At 71.4% G+C, this 17,660-nt stretch carries 11 protein-coding genes; 5 read left to right on the top strand and 6 right to left on the bottom strand.

Going from position 1 to position 17,660, the window contains the following annotated elements; genetic code table 11:
- Nucleotides 1-229 precede the first annotated feature (229 nt).
- Nucleotides 230-1,327 carry a lytic polysaccharide monooxygenase gene (locus AB0K07_RS10040; protein ID WP_363752873.1) on the top strand — a complete coding sequence of 366 codons (1,098 nt, stop codon included), beginning with the start codon at nucleotides 230-232 and terminating at the stop codon, nucleotides 1,325-1,327.
- Between the two features lie 98 nt (nucleotides 1,328-1,425).
- Here AB0K07_RS10040 and asnB read toward each other — a convergent pair whose 3' ends face one another.
- Nucleotides 1,426-3,387, bottom strand: coding sequence for an asparagine synthase (glutamine-hydrolyzing) (asnB, locus tag AB0K07_RS10035; RefSeq protein ID WP_363752870.1), 1,962 nt, complete (start codon nucleotides 3,385-3,387; stop codon nucleotides 1,426-1,428).
- Nucleotides 3,388-3,519: 132 nt separating this feature from the next.
- Between asnB and AB0K07_RS10030 the strand changes: the two genes are divergently transcribed.
- Together AB0K07_RS10030 and AB0K07_RS10025 are read left to right on the top strand one after the other, a co-directional pair.
- Entirely contained in the window at nucleotides 3,520-5,001 is a 1,482-nt protein-coding gene (locus tag AB0K07_RS10030) for an aminopeptidase P family protein (RefSeq protein WP_363752867.1), read from the top strand.
- Between the two features lie 308 nt (nucleotides 5,002-5,309).
- Nucleotides 5,310-7,772 (top strand): hypothetical protein, encoded by a 2,463-nt coding sequence (locus AB0K07_RS10025; protein ID WP_363752864.1) that lies wholly within the window; start codon nucleotides 5,310-5,312, stop codon nucleotides 7,770-7,772.
- Between the two features lie 138 nt (nucleotides 7,773-7,910).
- Here the strand turns inward: AB0K07_RS10025 and pulA are convergent, their stop codons facing one another.
- The 5 genes from pulA to AB0K07_RS10000 all read right to left on the bottom strand — a co-directional run bounded on the left by pulA (nucleotide 7,911) and on the right by AB0K07_RS10000 (nucleotide 16,243).
- Complete coding sequence (pulA, locus tag AB0K07_RS10020) at nucleotides 7,911-13,406, bottom strand: pullulanase-type alpha-1,6-glucosidase (protein WP_363752861.1); 5,496 nt, start codon at nucleotides 13,404-13,406, stop codon at nucleotides 7,911-7,913.
- 144 nt (nucleotides 13,407-13,550) lie between these two features.
- Entirely contained in the window at nucleotides 13,551-14,240 is a 690-nt protein-coding gene (locus AB0K07_RS10015; protein ID WP_363752858.1) for a cellulose binding domain-containing protein, read from the bottom strand.
- 84 nt (nucleotides 14,241-14,324) lie between these two features.
- Entirely contained in the window at nucleotides 14,325-15,011 is a 687-nt protein-coding gene (locus AB0K07_RS10010; RefSeq protein ID WP_363752856.1) for a hypothetical protein, read from the bottom strand.
- Nucleotides 15,012-15,136: 125 nt separating this feature from the next.
- Nucleotides 15,137-15,526 carry a hypothetical protein gene (locus AB0K07_RS10005; RefSeq protein ID WP_363752853.1) on the bottom strand — a complete coding sequence of 130 codons (390 nt, stop codon included), beginning with the start codon at nucleotides 15,524-15,526 and terminating at the stop codon, nucleotides 15,137-15,139.
- A 36-nt stretch (nucleotides 15,527-15,562) separates the two neighbouring features.
- The gene (locus AB0K07_RS10000; RefSeq protein WP_363752851.1) at nucleotides 15,563-16,243 is read right to left on the bottom strand and encodes a hypothetical protein; all 681 of its coding nucleotides are present in this window, start codon (nucleotides 16,241-16,243) and stop codon (nucleotides 15,563-15,565) included.
- A 19-nt stretch (nucleotides 16,244-16,262) separates the two neighbouring features.
- Here AB0K07_RS10000 and AB0K07_RS09995 point away from each other — a divergent pair, with 19 nt between their 5' ends.
- Nucleotides 16,263-16,451, top strand: coding sequence for a hypothetical protein (locus tag AB0K07_RS09995; RefSeq protein ID WP_363754342.1), 189 nt, complete (start codon nucleotides 16,263-16,265; stop codon nucleotides 16,449-16,451).
- A gap of 74 nt (nucleotides 16,452-16,525) precedes the next feature.
- Nucleotides 16,526-17,248, top strand: a complete 723-nt coding sequence (locus tag AB0K07_RS09990; protein ID WP_363752849.1) for a hypothetical protein — start codon at nucleotides 16,526-16,528, stop codon at nucleotides 17,246-17,248.
- Nucleotides 17,249-17,660 lie beyond the last annotated feature (412 nt).

Below are 17,660 nucleotides of genomic sequence, written 5' to 3'. Positions count from 1 at the left end.
GCGTACCGGGCGGTGCGAGGGCTGCCGCGCCGCCGGTTGCCGGGTTCGTTCGACGCGAGGGCGCCGGTCCACGACAGGGACCGTTGACGGCGCGTGTCCACCGGCCGGTTCCCTGCCGGGGCACGGCACCGTGATCGTCGCTTCCGCTCTCAGCGGGGCGACCAGGCCACATCCCACCCGATTGCGGCGGGGCGGCTAGGGCGGCGCGCCTCGCGAGTCAGGAGAACCCGTGAACCGTTCCCGTACGGCCGCCTTGCTCACCGCGGCCGTGACCCTCACCCTCGGCGCCGTCGCCCTGGCGTCCAGCCCGGAGCCGGCCGCCGCGCACGGCGCGGCCATGACGCCGGGCAGTCGCACCTTCCTGTGCTGGCAGGACGGCCTGAGCCAGACCGGCGAGATCCGGCCGAACAACCCGGCGTGCTCCGCGGCCGTGGCGCAGAGCGGCGCGAACTCGCTCTACAACTGGTTCAGCGTGCTGCGCTCGGACGCCGGTGGCCGGACCGTCGGCTTCATCCCGGACGGGCAGCTGTGCAGTGGCGGCAACCCCGGCTACCGCGGCTACGACCTGCCGCGCACCGACTGGCCGTTGACCCACCTGACCGCCGGCGCCCGGCTGGACTTCCGCTACAGCAACTGGGCGCACCACCCGGGCACGTTCTACTTCTACGTGACCAAGAACAGTTGGAGCCCGACCCGGGCGCTGGCCTGGAGCGACCTGGAGGAGCAGCCGTTCCTGACGGTGACCAACCCGCCGCAGCGGGGCGGGGTCGGCACCAACGAGGGGCACTACTACTTCAGCGGCAACCTGCCGTCGGGCAAGAGCGGCCGGCACATCATCTACTCCCGCTGGGTGCGTTCGGACTCGCAGGAGAACTTCTTCGGCTGCTCCGACGTGACCTTCGACGGCGGCAACGGCCAGGTGACCGGCGTGGGTCCGGGCGGCACCCCGCCGCCGAACCCGACGACTCCCCCACCCAACCCGACGACTCCGCCGCCGAACCCCACCACGCCGCCGCCGTCCGGCGGTGACTGCATGGCGGTCTACCGGGTCGTCAGCGCGTGGCAGGGCGGCTTCCAGGGCGAAGTCATGATCATGAACCACGGCAGTACGCCGTTCGCCGGCTGGACCGCGAGCTGGACCTGGCCCAGCGGACAGTCGATCAGTCAGGTCTGGAACGCCACCCAGACGTCGTCCGGCTCATCGGTGACGGCCACCAACGTCGCGCACAACGGCACGGTCGCACCGGAAGGCACGACAACCTTCGGCTTCCTGGCCAGCACGACAGGCACCAACACCCTGCCCACGGTCACCTGCGCCCGCCGCTGACCCCGTCCCGGCCCCAAACGACCAAGAGGTTTGCGTCACCGGAACGACTCCGGATGACGCAAACCTCTTGATCGACAGGGACGGACGGGGGCCCGGGGTCAGCGGACCATGGAACCTACGACGGGCTTCGTCAGCAGGGCGGACTGGTTGCGCTGGATGCCCGGGTCGAGGGTCTTGGCGACGAAGATGGCGTGCCAGATGCAGAAGATCAGCACCGTCCACACCTTTCGGGAGTGGTCGGCCTCCTCCCGCTTGTGCTCGTCGAGCAGCCGCAGCGCGTACGACAGGTCGAGCAGGTCGCCGGCGCCCGAGGTGCTCAGCACGTGCCGGGCCCACTCGTACATCTCGCCGCGCAGCCAGACCCGCGTGGGGGTCGGGAAGCCCAGCTTCTTGCGGTTGACGATCGCCGGCGGGACGACGCCCTGCAACGCCTGACGCATCGCGTACTTGGTGGCGTCGGAGCGCGGCGGCAGCTTCAGGTCGACCGGGATCTTCGCCGCGACCTCGAACACCGCGCGGTCGAGGAACGGCACCCGCACCTCCAGCGAGTGGGCCATCGAGATCCGGTCGGCCTTGACCAGGATGTCCCCGCGCAGCCACGTGTAGAGGTCTACGTACTGCATCTTGGTGACGTCGTCGAGCTCCATGCACTCGGCGTAGATCGGGGCGGTCACGTCGGTGTAGCGCACCGAGGGGTCGTAGCGGCGCAGCAGGTGCTGCTTCTCCTCCTCGGTGAACATCCGGGCGTTGCCGTAGTAGCGCTCCTCGATCGGGGTGGTGCCGCGCTCCAGGAAGCTCTTGCCCTTCACCCCCTGCGGGATGGCCTTGGAGACCGCGCGCAGCCCCTTCTGCACCCCGCCGGGCAGGCCGTTGACGCCGCTGAGCGACAGCGGCTCCCGGTAGATCGTGTAGCCGCCGAAGAACTCGTCGGCCCCCTCGCCGGAGAGCACCACCGTGACGTGCTCGGCGGCCTTCTTCGCCACGAAGTAGAGCGGCACCAGCGCCGGGTCGGCCACCGGGTCGTCCAGGTGCCAGACGATCTTCGGCAGCGCGTCGATCATGTCCTGCGGACCGATCTTGGTGGGGATGGTGGTGACGTCCAGGTGCCGGGCCGAGTCCTGGGCGACGTCGATCTCCGAATAGCCCGGCACGTCGTAGCCGACGGTGAAGGTGAGGATGTTCGGGTTGAACTCCCGGGCCAGCGCGACCACCGCCGTGGAGTCGATGCCGCTGGACAGGAACGAGCCGACCGGCACGTCGGAGCGCATGTGCATGCGCACGCTCTCCCGCAGCGTCTCCCGGATCTCGTGGTACAGCTTCTGCTCGTCGTCGACCGGCGCCGGCCGGAACACCGGCCGGTACCACCGGCGTACGTCGATCCGCCCGCCCGGCGTCCAGGTCAGGTACTCCCCGGAGCCGATCCGGTTGATGCCCTTGTGCAGGGTGCCGGGCTCGGGGACGTACTGCAGGGTCAGGTAGTGGCTGAGGTTCGCCGTGTCGACGCCCGCGTCACCCTGGTAGCTGCTGTGCGCGAACGGCAGCAGCGCCTTCTTCTCCGAGGCCAGGTAGAGCCCGTCGGCGGTCTCCAGGTAGTGCATCGGCTTGATGCCGAAGTAGTCGCGGGCACCGAACGCGCGCCGCTCCTGCCGGTCCCAGATGACGAACGCGAACATGCCCCGCAACCGGGTGAGCACCTGCTCGCCCCAGAAGTGGTAGCCGGCGACGATCACCTCGCCGTCGCCGGCCGTGGCGAACTGGGCGCCGAAGTCCCGGATCAGCTCGTCGCGCAGCTCGATGTAGTTGTAGATCTCACCGTTGAAGGTGAGCAGGTAACGGCCGTTCGCGTAGGGCAGCGGCTCGTGACTCGACGCGACGTCGATGATCGCGAGCCGCTTGTGGGCGAACACTCCGTCCGCGTACCGGCCGGAGGCGTCGCCGACCACCTCGACCCCTGTCTCGTCGGGCCCGCGGTGGTGCAGGCATTCCAACGCTCCGGCGATGTGGTCGCGGTGCGCGGCGGCGTTGCCGTTCGCGCTGAAGAAGGCCAGGAGTCCGCACATGGTGGTCATCTTCCCACGCGCGCCCGAGGCCCGTCGCAGCCGTCCGTCGATCCGGAGCGTTCCGGCGGGCGGCACGGCGAACCGGGCGCGCGGTACCGTCGGGACCAGCAACGACACGGAGGGAGCGGCGCAATGACCGAGGGACGCACCGACGGTACGCCGACGGACGGTACGGAATCGCACGATCCGGACTTCCCGGAGGCGTTCCTGTCCTTCATGCGGCAGGGCTGGCGGGACAGCGCGCTCCCGGTGGCGCCCCGGCCGGAGGCCCCCAACTACGCCAAGCGCAGGGCCGCGCTCTCGGCGGCGTTCCCCGGCGAGACGCTGGTGATCCCGACCGGCACCGAGAAGGTCCGGGCCAACGACACCAGCTACCCGTTCCGGCCCGGCAGTGACTTCGCCTACCTGACCGGCGACCACGACCCGGACAGCGTGCTCGTGCTGCGCCCGAACGGCTCCGGGCACGACGCCACGCTGTACATGCGGCCCCGCTCGTCGCGGGAGACCGACGAGTTCTTCCGCAGCCGGCACGGCGAGCTGTGGGTGGGCCGGCGGCACACGCTCAGCGAGAAGTCCACCGAGCTGGGCCTGCCCACCGCCGACCTGACCGCCCTGGAGGCCACGCTGGCCGACCTGGCGCCGGGTCGCACCCGGGTGCTGCGCGGCTTCGACGCCCAGGTGGACGCCGCGGTCCGCCCGTACGACGGGGTCCGCGCCGAGGGGCAGCCACCGCGCGACCGGGAGCTGGCGATCGCCATCTCCGAGCAGAAGCTGGTCAAGGACGAGTGGGAGATCGGCCAACTCCAGGACGCGATCGACGCCACGGTGCGCGGCTTCGAGGACGTGGCCCGGATCCTGCCGGCCGACCGCGCCGTCTCCGAGCGGCTGCTGGAGGGCGTCTTCGCCCTGCGGGCCCGGCACGACGGCAACGACGTCGGGTACGGCTCGATCGTCGGCGCCGGCGAGCACGCCACGATCCTGCACTGGGTGCACAACCACGGCGCCACCCGGCCGGGTGACCTGCTGCTGATGGACATGGGTGTCGAGGGGGCCAACCTCTACACCGCCGACGTGACCCGGGTGCTGCCGGTGAGCGGGCGGTTCACCGCCCTGCAACGGCAGGTCTACGACATCGTGTACGCCTCGCAGCAGGCCGGCATCGAGGCCATCCGGCCCGGGGTGAAGTTCAAGGACGTCCACCTGACCTGCATGCGCGTGCTCGCCGAGGGCCTGGCCGACCTGGGCCTGCTGCCGGTGAGCGTGGACGAGGCGATGGACGAGAAGTCGTCGGTCTACCGGCGGTGGACGCTGCACGGCTTCGGCCACATGCTCGGCATCGACGTGCACGACTGCTCGAACGCCCGCAAGGAGACCTACCGCGACGGCACGCTGGGCGAGGGCTACGTGCTCACCGTCGAGCCGGGTCTGTACTTCCAGCCGGAGGACGAGCTGGTCCCCGCCGAGCTGCGTGGCGTCGGCGTGCGGATCGAGGACGACGTGCTGGTCACCGCGACCGGCGCGGTGAACCTGTCGGCCGGCCTCCCCCGCACCTCCGACGAGGTGGAGACCTGGCTGGCCGAGCAGCGCGAGGCGGGGCAGCGCCTGCCCGGCTGACCCCCGAACGTACGACAACGCGGGCCTCGCCGCCGGCGTCTGCGACGTGCTCGTCGTGGATGCCAGCGGTGGGGCCCGCCGTCATGTGCGCTGCTCTTGCCCGTCGCATCACCGTTGACCCTCCACGACCGCCGCGCGAGCTTTGCGCCGCCAGCCACCTCCTCGGCATTCCCGCGAGCTTTCCCTCACGGCCCACGTCTTGGTGGCGTCCGTCGGCTTTCCGCCGCCAGCCGCGTTCCCCGCACCGGTCATGCCCGACCGGCACTGGCCGTCCGCCGTCCTGCCGTCCGCGCCCCTGCATGCGATATGTGGGGTTTATTCGGATACACACGCATGGTGAGGAAGTTTCCCATACGGTGTTGTTTGGCAGCTACAACCGATTTGTAGCGAAGGCCGCCTCGCCACGGCGAAGCGACCTTGTCGGTACAAGGAGAGGGCAAAGAGCTCCGATGTCCAACAACCTTCGCAACAACGATGATGCGGCGCGCGACAAGAACTCACCGTTTCGCCGGCGCCGACTCTGGCTGATCACCGGCGTCGCCGGCCTCGCTGGGGCGGTCAGCCTCACGGGCGTCGCCTACGCCACCACGGGCGTGACTGGTCCGCACCGGCTGACCGACGTCAAGTGGTCGACCTCCCAGCTTGTCAGCGACGACGGCAAGGACAAGGCCAAGGACGAGGCCAAGGACGACAAGGGCAAGGACGACAAGGGCAAGGACGACAAGGGCAAGGACGACAAGGACAAGGACAAGGACGACAAGGACAAGGACAAGGACGACAAGGACCGGGTGCGGGAGGTGGAGTGCGACGACGATGCCCTCGTCGAGGCCCTCGACCTGGCCAACCGTGACGATGGCGGCACGCTGAAGCTGGCCCCCAACTGCACCTACGAACTCGACGAGCACGACAAGAAGTCCGAGGCGGGCCTGCCGACGATCAAGCAGGAGATCACCATCGAGGGCAACGGCTCGACGATCAAGCGGGAGGCCGAGGAAGGGTTCCGGATCTTCCGCGTCGCCAACGGCGGTGACCTGACGCTGAAGGACGTCGAGGTCCGCAACGGTGCCGCTGGCGAAGACCGTCGCAAGGACGACAAGCACGACAAGGACAAGGAGCCGGCGAAGAAGGCGGTTCCTGGTTACCAGTCCGGGTCCGGTGGGGGCGCGCCTGCCCCGGCACCGGCGGCCGTGGAGCCCGCGGCCGCCCCGGCCGTGGAGCCCGCGACCGCCGCAAAGCCCGCGGCCGTGGAGCCGGCGGCCGTGGAGCCCGCGACCGCCGCAAAGCCCGGGGCCGTGGAGCCGGCGGCCGTGGAGCCCGCGACCGCCGCGAAGCCGGAAGCTGCGAAGCCGGGGGCTGCGAAGCCCGCGACCGCTGCGAAGCCGGGGGCTGCGAAGCCGGTGGCCGCGGAGCCCGCGACCGCTGCGAAGCCGGGGGCTGCGAAGCCGGTGGCCGCGGAGCCCGCAGCCGCCGCGACGAAGCCGGGCGAGAACGGCTGGCACGGCGACGAGTCCGGCAAGGACAAGAAGGACTGGGAGTCCGGCAAGGACAAGAAGGACTGGGAGTCCGGCAAGGACTGGGAGTCGGGCAAGGACGACAAGGAGCACGAGGGCGACGGCGGTGGCCTGCTGGTCGAGCGGGGCGGCGAGGCGCACCTGGTGAACAGCAAGTTCTTCCTCAACAGCGCCGAGAACAACGGCGGCGCGGTCGCCAACTTCGGCCGGCTTGACGTCGAGAGCAGCACCTTCGACAACAACCACGCCGGAAAGGACGGCGGCGCCATCTTCAACGCCGGTGTCCTCAAGGTGTCCGGGTCCCGCGACGGCAAGGGCGGCGAGTCCCGCATCACCAACAACACCGCCGGCAAGGACGGCGGCGGCGTCGCCAACGGCCACGGCGACAAGGACAAGAAGAAGGACGAGCACGGCAAGGACCCGTACGGCAAGGACAACGTCAACGGCGGCGGCCGTCACGACGACGACAAGGACAACAACAAGGCCGGCACCGTCACGATCGAGAAGACCCTGATCGAGGGCAACACCGCCAAGAAGAACGGCGGCGGCCTGTCCAGCAGCGACGGCTTCGTCGAGGTCAGCTGGACGTTCGTCAAGAACAACACCGCCGGCGAGAACGGCGGCGGCATCGCGGCCGTCGACACCGTCCTGACGGTCAAGAAGAGCAACATCGAGAAGAACAAGGCCCACAAGGACGGCGGCGGCATCTACAACGTCAGCAGCAAGGACGACAAGAAGCACAACACCGCCCTGTGGAACGGCGGCAAGGACAAGGACGAGGAGAACCGCGGCACCGCCACCGTCACCGACAGCGAGCTCCTCGAGAACAGCGCCGGCCGCTTCGGCGGCGGCATCTTCAACGGCAAGCCGTTCGAGGACGAGCACAACTGGGGCGGCATGTCCGGCCCGGCCGCTTGGCAGGGCTCCTGGTCCAAGGACAAGGACCGCGAGGACGACGCGGCCACCCTGGTCCTGCGCGACAGCAAGATCAAGGAGAACTTCGCCGGCAAGAACGGCGGAGGCATCTACAACAACGAAGGCAAGGTGACCCTGACCGACACCAAGGTCACCAAGAACAAGGCCGACAACGGCAACGAGGACAAGGACAAGGGCAAGGACAAGGGCAAGGACAAGCACGACAAGGGAATCGCTGGCGGCATCTTCAACAACGATGGCAAGGTCAAGCTCGACGACGACTCCACCATCACCGACAACGACCCCACCAACTGCGCCAACACCGTCGAGGACTGCTTCAACTGAGCAACGCGACAGGGAAACAGTGACGGAAAAGGTCGGCCCCCTGCCACCAGAGGTGGCAGGGGGCCGCACCCTGCGAACCAGGGTCTGTGTCGGAGTCCTCGGTCGAGCCTGGGCTGGCGAGGGACGTCGACATGGGCCCTATCGCTGCACGAAGACCGCCACGCTGCGAGGGGGCACGGTGAACGTGCCGGTGGCCCGATCGAACGCGGCCGTCCGCAGCGTCGGGTCGGCCGATGTCGTCAGGACGGGGTGCAGCGACACGTCCGCCCCCCGCAGGCCCGGCAGCCGCTGGGTCGCGGCGTCCGGGGTGCCGTTGAAGACCACCGCCACCGACGTCCACCGCGGGTCCAGGCCGCGACCGTCCAGCGTCATCGTCAGCACGCCGGGCGTCTCCGCCTCCCCGGAGAGCGGGAACGCCACCCGCTGCTGCACCTGCTCGGCGTTGCTCAGCCCGAACACCGGCGACGACGCCCGGATGCGCAGCAGCTCGGCGTACCGGGCGTCGGTGGTGGTGATCGCCGCGCAGTCCGGCACCAGCGCGGGGTCGGCCAGCAGCGGCTTCGCGTACGGCCACTTGTCCTCGTTGTCCTGCGCCGGCGGCAGGCCGGCGCCGAACCCGTTCCCACGCTCGCAGCCCCAGCGGATCTGGTTGAACCAGTCACCGGAGTTGTACGAGTTGCGGTCCAGCGACTTCGACCGCAGCCGCTCGGTGCCGGCCGTGACGAACCCGGTGCCCTGGCCCAGCACCACCGTGCCGAGCGCCAGCACCTGCATCCGGGCGCGGTCCGCCGCGGCGGTGGACTGCGGCAGCTTGTACGCCAGCGCGTCGTACAGGATCTCGTTGTCGTGCGCGTCGACGTACGTGACCGCCTCGCCCGGCGCAGCGGTGTAGCCGGCCGGCGAGCCGTTGTAGTCCACCTGCGCGCCGGTGACCTGCCGCCCCGCGGAGTCGGTGAACCGGTATCCGCGCAGGTTGCCGGTGAGCCCCACCTTCATCAGGTCGTGGGCGTGCAGCAGCCGCGCCTTCTGCTCGGCCGGTGACCCGTTGACCGGATCGCCGTTCGGGTCGGTGTAGAGCCCGGAGGCGAAGCCCTGCACCCGGGGGTTGGCGTCGAACGGTCCACCGCCGCGCACCGCGTCGCGCAGCCGGTCGTTGAAGGTGCCGATGCCGGTGCCGGCCATGTTGGCCTGGGTGGCCTGCACGAACCGGGCGTCGTTGGCCACCTCGCCGAAGTTCCAGCCCTCGCCGTAGAGCAGGATCGCCTTGCCGTCCACCCCGTCGCGGGCCACGGTCAGCCGGTCCAGCGCCGTGCGCACCGCCAGGATGTTCGCCTTCGGGTGGTGACCCATCAGGTCGAACCGGAAACCGTCCACCTTGTACTGCCGGGCCCAGGTGACCAGCGAGTCGACCACCAGCTTGCCCATCATGGCGTGCTCCGGCGCGGTGTTGGCGCAGCAGGTCGAGTTGGCCACCGTGCCGTCCTCGAGCAGCCGCTGGTAGTAGCCGGGCACCACCTGGTCGAGTACCGACTTCGCGTCCGTGCCGGCCGCCGAGGTGTGGTTGTAGACCACGTCCATGACCACCCGCAGGCCGGCGTCGTTCACCCCGGCCACCATCCGCCGGAACTCGGTGGTCCGTGCGGCGCCGACCGGGTCGACGGCGTAGCCGCCCTCCGGCACGGTGTAGTGCAGCGGGTCGTAGCCCCAGTTGTAGCCGTCGGCCTCGGCGACCGCCGCCACGCACTTCTGCTGCTCGGCGGAGTCCGGCGGCAGCGCGGCCAGGTCACAGGCCGGCTGACGCTGGTCGGCCCGCTTCTCGGGGATCGTCGCGAAGTCGAACGCCGGCAGCAGGTGCAGGTGGGTGACACCGGCGTCGCCGAGCGCCCGCAGGTGGGTCATGCCGGCGGTCTTCGGGTCGGTGAAGGCCAGGAAGGTGCCCCGCCGCTCGGCCGGCACGGTGTCGTCGGCGATGGAGAAGTCCCGCACCGACAGCTCGGAGACCTGCGCCTTCGCCGCCGGCACCGGCGCGGGCTTGCGCAGCGTCCGCCAGCCCGCCGGGGCCAGCGCCGGATCGCTCAGGTCGACCAGTTGGCTGTGCGTGGAGTCCGCCGCCACGGCCACCGAGTACGGGTCGGTCACCGAGGCGGTGACCATCCGCTGCGCCGCCGGCTGCCACGCCTGCACCTGGTACCGGTAGTACTTCCCCGTCCAGGCGCGGCTGCCGCGCACCGACCAGACGCCGGTGCGGTCGTCCCGGCGCATCGGCACCGTCGTCGGCTGCGCGGTGGGCGAGTCGAACAGGTGCAGCGACACCGTCCGGGCGGTCGGCGCCCACAGCGCCAGGCTCGGCGTACGGCCGGCGAACGTCGGCCCGAGCGCGACCTGGGTGGCCGGCGCGTACACGTCGTCGAGCACGCCGGGGATCTGCACGCCGGTCGCGGCGAGCAGGGCACCCTCGGCGTCGCGCTCGGTGACCAGCAGCTGCCCCCGCAGCGCCGCCGGCACCCTGGCCAGGTCCGCCCGGTCCAGCGTGAAGCTCCGGTACGACCACAGGTGCGGGAACGCGGCGCGCTGGGCCTCGGTGAGCCCGTTGCGCTGCGCCCGCAGCGGCAGCGTCGCGTACGTCCCGGTCAGCTCCCCGTCGGCCACACCCACCCCGCCGGTCGGGGCGGTGACCAGCGCGTACGTCCGGCCGTCGGTGGGGCCGGTCTGCCAGGCCACGGTGGACCGGTCGATCCAGTGCGCCTTCTGCTTGGTGATGTCGGTGTCCCGGCCGGCGCCGGTCGCGGTCGACGGCAGCAGCCGTCCCGGGGTGGCGGCGAGCAGCCACACCTCCCGGCCCGCGCTGGCGAAGTCGATCCGCTGGTCGTCGGGCAGGTCCTTGGTGTCGCCCTGGTGGATGATGTAGTTCAGCCCGGTCGCCCCGGCGGCCAGCGGCACCCGGAACACCGCCCCGAACGCGTCGACGGAGGTCGGCTCGAACGGCGCGGACCACTCGGTCGGGTTGGCGGCGCCGTCCCACAGGTGCAGGCCCCAACCGTCGTAGTTGCCGTCGGCCCTCCGGTAGTGGATGACCGCGGTGCCCTCCTCGACCGGTGGGTCCGGTTCACCGGTGGCCGCCTGCCGGGTCGGGTGGATCGCCGGGTCGCCCTGCTTGAGCCAGACCTCGCCGGTCTGCGTGACGTCGATGCTGCGGTCCGCGCCGACGTCCTTCGTGCCGTTGGAGTCGACCACCAGGAAGCTCACCGACTTCGCGCCCGGCTTGAGCTTCACCCAGGCGAACCGGCCGTAGGAGTCCTCCCCGGCGAACGGCTGCCCCTTCGGCCACTCGGTGGCGTACGCCGGATCGATGTCACCCCAGGCGTACAGGCCCCAGTCGTCGTACCCGCCGGCGGGACGCTGGTAGTGCACCACCGCCCACTCCCGGGACGCGCCCTGGGCCGGGGTGCCGACGATCGCGGTGGACCGGGCGGTGGCGGTACGTCCGCGCCCGTCGCGGACCACCGCCTTGTACTCCACCGGCGTCCCTCCGGCCAGCCCGGTCAGGTCGTGCTGCACGGTGTACGGCGCCCGGTCGGCGCTGCCCAGCAGCGTCCACCGGCCGCCGGCGACCCGGGCCGCCACGGTGACGGTGGCCAGCGGGTCGCCGGTCACCTGGGCGGTGACCGCGGCCCGGGTGGCAACCAGCGCGTCCGGGGCGGGGGTGGTGATGGTGATGGTCGGCTTCCCGGCCGGCTGCGCGACGGGCGTGCCGGCCCGGTGCACGACCGCCGACAGTGGCGGCACGGTCAGGGTCAGCTTGCCGTCGGCGCCTGCCCGTCCGGTGGCGTCGCCGCCGTAGATGCCGGTGAAGGTGGCGCCGGCCGACCAGGTGTCCACGGTGACAGTCTGCGCGGTGTCGGCGTTGTTGACCGCCACCACGTATTCGGTGCGGTCGCCGGGGGCGATCCGGGAGGCGGCGAAGACACCCGGACCGTCGGCGGCGTACCGGGTGACCTGCACGCCGTCGCGCAGCGCCGGGTGCGCCTGGCGCAGCCGGCCCAGCTCGGCGATGGTCCGGTACAGCGGGTGGGTGGGGTCGAACTGGTCACTGGCGTGGGTGCGGTCCGTGCCCAGCAGGTCGTCGTCGAGGTAGTCGGGGACCGACGACGCGAACATGTCCTGCCGGGCGTCCTTGTCCCCGCCGGGGCCGGTGAAGCCCTGCTCGTCGCCGGAGTAGATCACCGGCTGACCGCGGGTGAGGAACATCAGCTGGTGCGCGAGCTGGTCGCGGCGCAGGTGGCTGGCCGCGTCGGTGCCCCCGCCGGCGATGAACGAGCCGATCCGGCCCATGTCGTGGTTGCCGAGGAAGGTGGTCAACCGACCGGCGTCGGTGTCCCGCGCGGCGTAGAGGTCGTCGCGGGCGTACACGTCGGCCAGCGCCTTCGCCGAACCGGCGCCGGCGGTGTAGCCCCGCGCGGCCTCCTGGAACGCGAAGTCGAGCGTGGCCGGCAGGCCACCCTGCCGGACGTAGCTGGAGCTGATCTCCGGGTCGGCGCTGTACACCTCGCCGAACATGAAGAAGTCCTTCTTGCCGGCGCGCTCGGCGGCCCGCTCGATGCCCTGGCTGAACTGCGGCCAGAAGTCCATGTTGACGTGCTTGACGGTGTCCAGCCGGAACCCGTCGACGCCGGTCGCGCCGATCCAGTCCCCGTACGCCCTGGTCAGGCCCTGGACCACCTCGGGGCGCTCGGTCCACAGGTCGTCCAAGCCGAAGAAGTCGCCGTACTCGCTGTTCTCACCGGCGAAGGTGGAGTCGCCCCGGTTGTGGTACATCGTGGCGTCGTTCAGCCAGGCCGGGACCTTGACCGTGGCGTCCTTCGGGTCGGCGAACGTCGGGGTGTACGGGAACGACGACTGATTCACCTGAGGGAAGGCGCGGCTGCCGTCGGCATAGTTGCGGTCCTCGAACGCCCGTCCCTGCGCGTCGGTGTACGGCGAGGTCGCCTTGTCCGCGTAGGCGTACCTGTCCTCGGCGTACTTGATGACGTCGGCGGTGTGGTTCACGATCACGTCGAGGTAGATCTTGATGCCGCGCTGGTGGGCGAGCCTGACCAGCCGCTTCATCTCCTCGTTCGTGCCGAAGTGCGGGTCCACCTGGGTGAAGTCGGTGATCCAGTAGCCGTGGTAGCCGGCCGAGATGTCGTCACCCGAGCCCTGCACCGGCCGGTTCTTGAAGATCGGGGCGAGCCAGATGGCGGTGGTGCCCATCCCCTGGATGTAGTCGAGCTTGTCGATGACGCCCTTCAGGTCGCCGCCGTGGTAGAAGCCCTTGTCGGTCGGGTCGAGCCCGGTGCGCAGCCGGTCGCCGGCGAGGCCACCCTGGTCGTTGCGCCGGTCGCCGTTGGCGAACCGGTCCGGCAGTACGAAGTAGAACTGCTCGGCGCGTGCGGTGTCGGTGCCCGCCTTCAGCAGCTCCTCGGCGGTGGGCTCGTCGCGCCACTGGACCGCGCCGGCGGCAGCGAGGGGATCGGTGCCGGACGGCCGGGGGGCCGCGGCGGCTGGGTGCACGGCGACCGGACTGCCGACGAGCGTGAGGGTGAGCAGGGAGGCGAGGGCCAGCAGGGTGGTGCGCGGTGTGGGCGGCGGTTTCATCGACGGCCTTCCTCTGGTCGTGATTGGCCGCACGCTAACCCTTGCCGAAACAATCTGCAATACCTTGCAAACAAAGTCGTAACAGAGCAGCGTCCTTGCGGAAGTGCGCCGCACCGGCCGTGCGTCCGCCGACCACCGTCCAGGTCAGACCCCGGAGCAGCGCACCCCGTCGACCGTGCACACCTGCGGGCTGCTCGACGCCCGCTCCCAGTGGAACCGCAACGACGCCGACCCACCGGCCGGCACCCGCACCCCACTCGCGTACGTGAAGCCGTCGTCGCTCTGCCGCACCGTCCCCTGTGGCACGCCCTCGACCCAGGCGGTCACCAGCCGCCCACCGGCGAAGTCCAACCGCACCGTCCAACCCCGGTCCTCGCCGGCCGCGTTGACGATCAGCACCTCGCCGATGAAACCCCCGTCGAAGCTCTGCACGACCCGGTACCGGCCACTCACCACGGGCGCGCCCTGCGCCGGCCGGTTCGCCGGCCTGCTCGACGCCGGCCCGCCCGTCCGGCCGGCCGTCGGCGGCCGCGACCCGGCCGAGGCACTCGGCGACAGCCCGCTCGCGCGCGGCGACAGCCCCGGCCGCGGCGGCGCCGTCGACGATCCGGAGGGCGTCGGCGTTGCCACGGTGGACGGGACCGGCCCCTGCGGCAGCGGCAGCGCCGGCGGCGGCGCCGCGTCCGGCACCGGACTACGACCCCGGTACGCGCCCAGCGCCACGAACAGCAGGACGACCATCACCACGACGCCGGCGAGCACCACGATCCAGGGCGACGACACGACAGCGGCCGGACCACGGGACGGTCGCGGGGCGCGACGCATGCCGGACATGAACCTCCCTCAGCGGGCCGTCCGGGCAGCGTAGCTACCGGCGGCAAGACCCGGAAGCGCCCGGCCGCCCGCCGAACCGGGCTGTCAAGCGAGCTGGCAGTCGACCTCGTTGACCGTGCACCGGAGCGGCCGCTCGCCCGAGTCGTCCCAGCCGAGCCGCAGCCGCAGCGTCCGGGTGTCACCCGGACCCAGCGACCGGGTGCCGCGCAGCACGAACTCGCCGTCCCCACGCGACCACACCGAGACCTCCGAGTCGCCGCTGACCCGCAGCACCCGCACGTCGTCGTCGAACGCCAACTCCACCCGCCAGTCCAGCGCCCCACCCGACCCGTTGCTGACCGACAACTCCGCCTCGGTCCCGTTCCGGCCATCCGTTCCGACCTGGTACCGGGCGGTGAGCGTCCCCTCCGCCGGGCCCAGCGGCACCACCGGCGCCGCCGAAGTGCTCGTCCGGCTCGGAGCCGGCGAGCTGGTGCTGACCCTCGGCGACGGCGGCCGGCTGCTCCGCGACGGCTTCGGCGACGCCGTGCGCCGCTCCGCCCCGGTCGGACTCGGCGCGCCAGTGACCGACGCGGCGGCCGGCACCGTCGGCAGGAACGCCGGCGGCGCCGCCTGCGACGTGGCCTCCCGCTCCCGGGTACGGAACGACAGCAGCGCCACCACCAGCAACACCACCAGAGCGCAGACGCCCAGCAGCACCACGATCCACGGCACCGATGCCAGCACCCGGGCCGCCCGCGAACCGTCCGCACCGTCCGCCCGCACCGCCATCAGGTCTCCCCTCGTCCCCGCCGACGCGCCAGCGTAGTCAGCACCGGCCAGCCCGGAAACCGGGCGGGTACGGATCGGGCCGACCAGCCGGCCCGGTGCGGAAAACGGCTCGATCGCGCCGTTGGTCAGGCCGTCCGGACGACCGTGGAGATGACCGGCCCCTCACCGGTGAGGCGCAACAGATAGCTGTACCGCTCCCCCGGCACCGCCTGCCCCCGACTGTCCAGGAACTCCCACTCCACCGCCACCATGGTCAGCAACGCCGACATCGGCTGCACGTCCTCGATCCGGGCGTGCGCCGCCACCAGCTGCCGGTCCTGGTAGTCGGGTGCGGCGCCCACGAAGGACAGCGCCACCGCCGCCGGCGAGTTGAACGAGAAGCTGTAGGTGTCGGCCACCACCAACCCGGGCAGCGCGTAGCAGCTGGCGATGGCCGGCAGGTCGCCGGAGGTCAACGCCACGCCGTACCGGTCGAAGAAGTCGGTCAGCGCGTCGAGATCCGTGGAGGCGTTCACCGCCCAGCTGTTGCCGGTTACCGGGCAGGTCAAACCTCAGCGCGGCGGGACGTGGACCTCGATCTCCGTACCCAACCGCGCGTCGGCGGCCAGCCCCAGATCGTCCCCGCTCCAGAACCGTCCCGGGTCGTACCAGTTCGGACGCCGGCCGGCGGGCAGCAGCCCCATCGCCTCGTAGGTCACCGCCACCACCTCGGCGCAGTACGCCGTCTCCAGCGCCCGGTCCCGCGCCGCCGACGACCCGCCCGACGCGGCCGAAGTCGACGGCCGCGCCGGCCGACCAGGTCGTGGCAGCGCCGGCACCCGACCGCGCACCCACCGCCAGGCCAACTGCGCGGTGGACGGGAACGGCGTCCCGTCCAGCCGCGCGATGGTACGCAGCACCGCCCGCTCCATCTCCCCGTCCGCCGGCGGGTCGAGCTGCCGCAGCCAGGCCCGCTGGCCGTACCGGTTGGCCCAGACGCAGACCGCGTCCCGCAGGTCGTGCAGCTGCACACCGCGCTGGTGGGTGCCCGACCACAGATCCGGCAGCGACCTGCCCAGCTCCGCGTGCCACATCAGCGGCGGCATGTCGTCCAGCACCACCGCCATGCCCACATGATTGACGGGACTGTTGGTGGTGAACTGGATCGCCCGGTCCGGCACGCTACGACCCCGGAACACCCACACGTCGCCGGTGCGGGTCAACTCGACGGCCTCGTCCAGGCTGATGCTCATGAGGGTCTAGCCTAGGCCGATGCGGCAACGAATGCGGTGGTGGAAGGTCCTCGGGTTGGCCGGCCTCGCCGGGGTCGCGGCCTCCGGTGTGGTCATCGCGCGGGCCGAACGGCGTCGGCGCGCGTACACCCCGGAGGAGATCCGGCAGCGGCTCCTCGAGCGGCACGCCCAGGCCGGCGACGCCACGAAGCCCACCGACCGGGCCTGACCACCCGCCCGACGCTCCCCCGTGGACGGTCGACGGGGCAGCTACGCACGACCATGATCGATATCATCACGGTCATGACGACGCCCGTCGCTCAGCGACCCTTCGTCCTGTCCACCCCCGCCGCGCCCATCGAGCGGCACGGCAGCGTCGATCTGCACCTGCCCGCCGTCGCCGGTCCCGCACCCGCGGTGGTGCTGGTGCACGGCGCCCCGCTGCCGCCCGGTGTTCCCGATCCCCGCGACTGGCTGCTCTACCGCGGCTACGGCGCGCTGCTCGCCGACAGCGGCCTGGTCGCCGCGCTGATCAGCTACCAGGTGACCGAGTTGTCGGCGCTGCCCGCCACCGCCGACGACATCGCCGGGATGGTCGAGCAGGTCCGCGCCGACCCCCGGGTCGACCCCGACCGGGTGGTGCTCTGGTTCTTCTCCGGCGGGGGCCTGCTGTCGGCCGACTGGCTGCGCGCCGCGCCGCCGTGGCTCCGCGGGATCGCCCTGACCTACCCGCTGCTCATCCCGATGCCCGGGTGGGAGATCGATGAGCGGTTCCTACCCGTCCGGGCCCTCGACACGGGTGGGGGCGTCCCGCTGGTGCTGACCAGGGCGGGACGGGACATCCCGCCGGTCCTGGCCGGCATCGAGGAATTCCTCGCGGCGGCGACGACACACGACCGGCCGGTACAGGTGATCGAGGTGCCGGACGGGCAGCACTCCTTCGACATCCTCGACCACACCTCGCAGTCCGAGGCGGCCGTCCTGGCCGCCCGGGACGCGGTCCTGGCCCTGCTCGACGCCACCTGATCCACACGCCCACGCGGTCCACGCCCCGCTGGCAAAATCCGCGCAACTTACGGGAAAGTGCTGCCTCCCGAAGCGTCGAGGCCGCAGTTTCCCGGAAAGTGCGCAGATCTTGCACCCGGTGGCGCACCCAGGTGATCGAGGTGTTCCGGCCTTGGATCACCCTGGCGAGGGTGGGTCCGGGGCGAGGGACGGGTCGGACCTCGCCGGCACCCGTGGGATGGCTCGATCTCGGCCGACCACCGGTGGGGTGGCTCAGTCTCGGCGGGTGCCCTGGGACGGGTCGGAGGCCACCGGCGGGATGCATGGACCTGCACAGGCCGTCCGGGCGCTTGCGCGCTGACTGTCCGGTTCAGGGTTGGCCCGGGTGGGTGTGGTGTCCGGTTTGGGTGTCGGTGTGGGGTGGGCGGGGCCA

The organism is Micromonospora sp. NPDC049301 (assembly GCF_040678715.1).
GTDB lineage: Bacteria > Actinomycetota > Actinomycetes > Mycobacteriales > Micromonosporaceae > Micromonospora.
The sequence above is the reverse complement of the archived record's forward strand: the minus strand, read 5'-3'. Positions and strand labels throughout refer to the sequence as shown.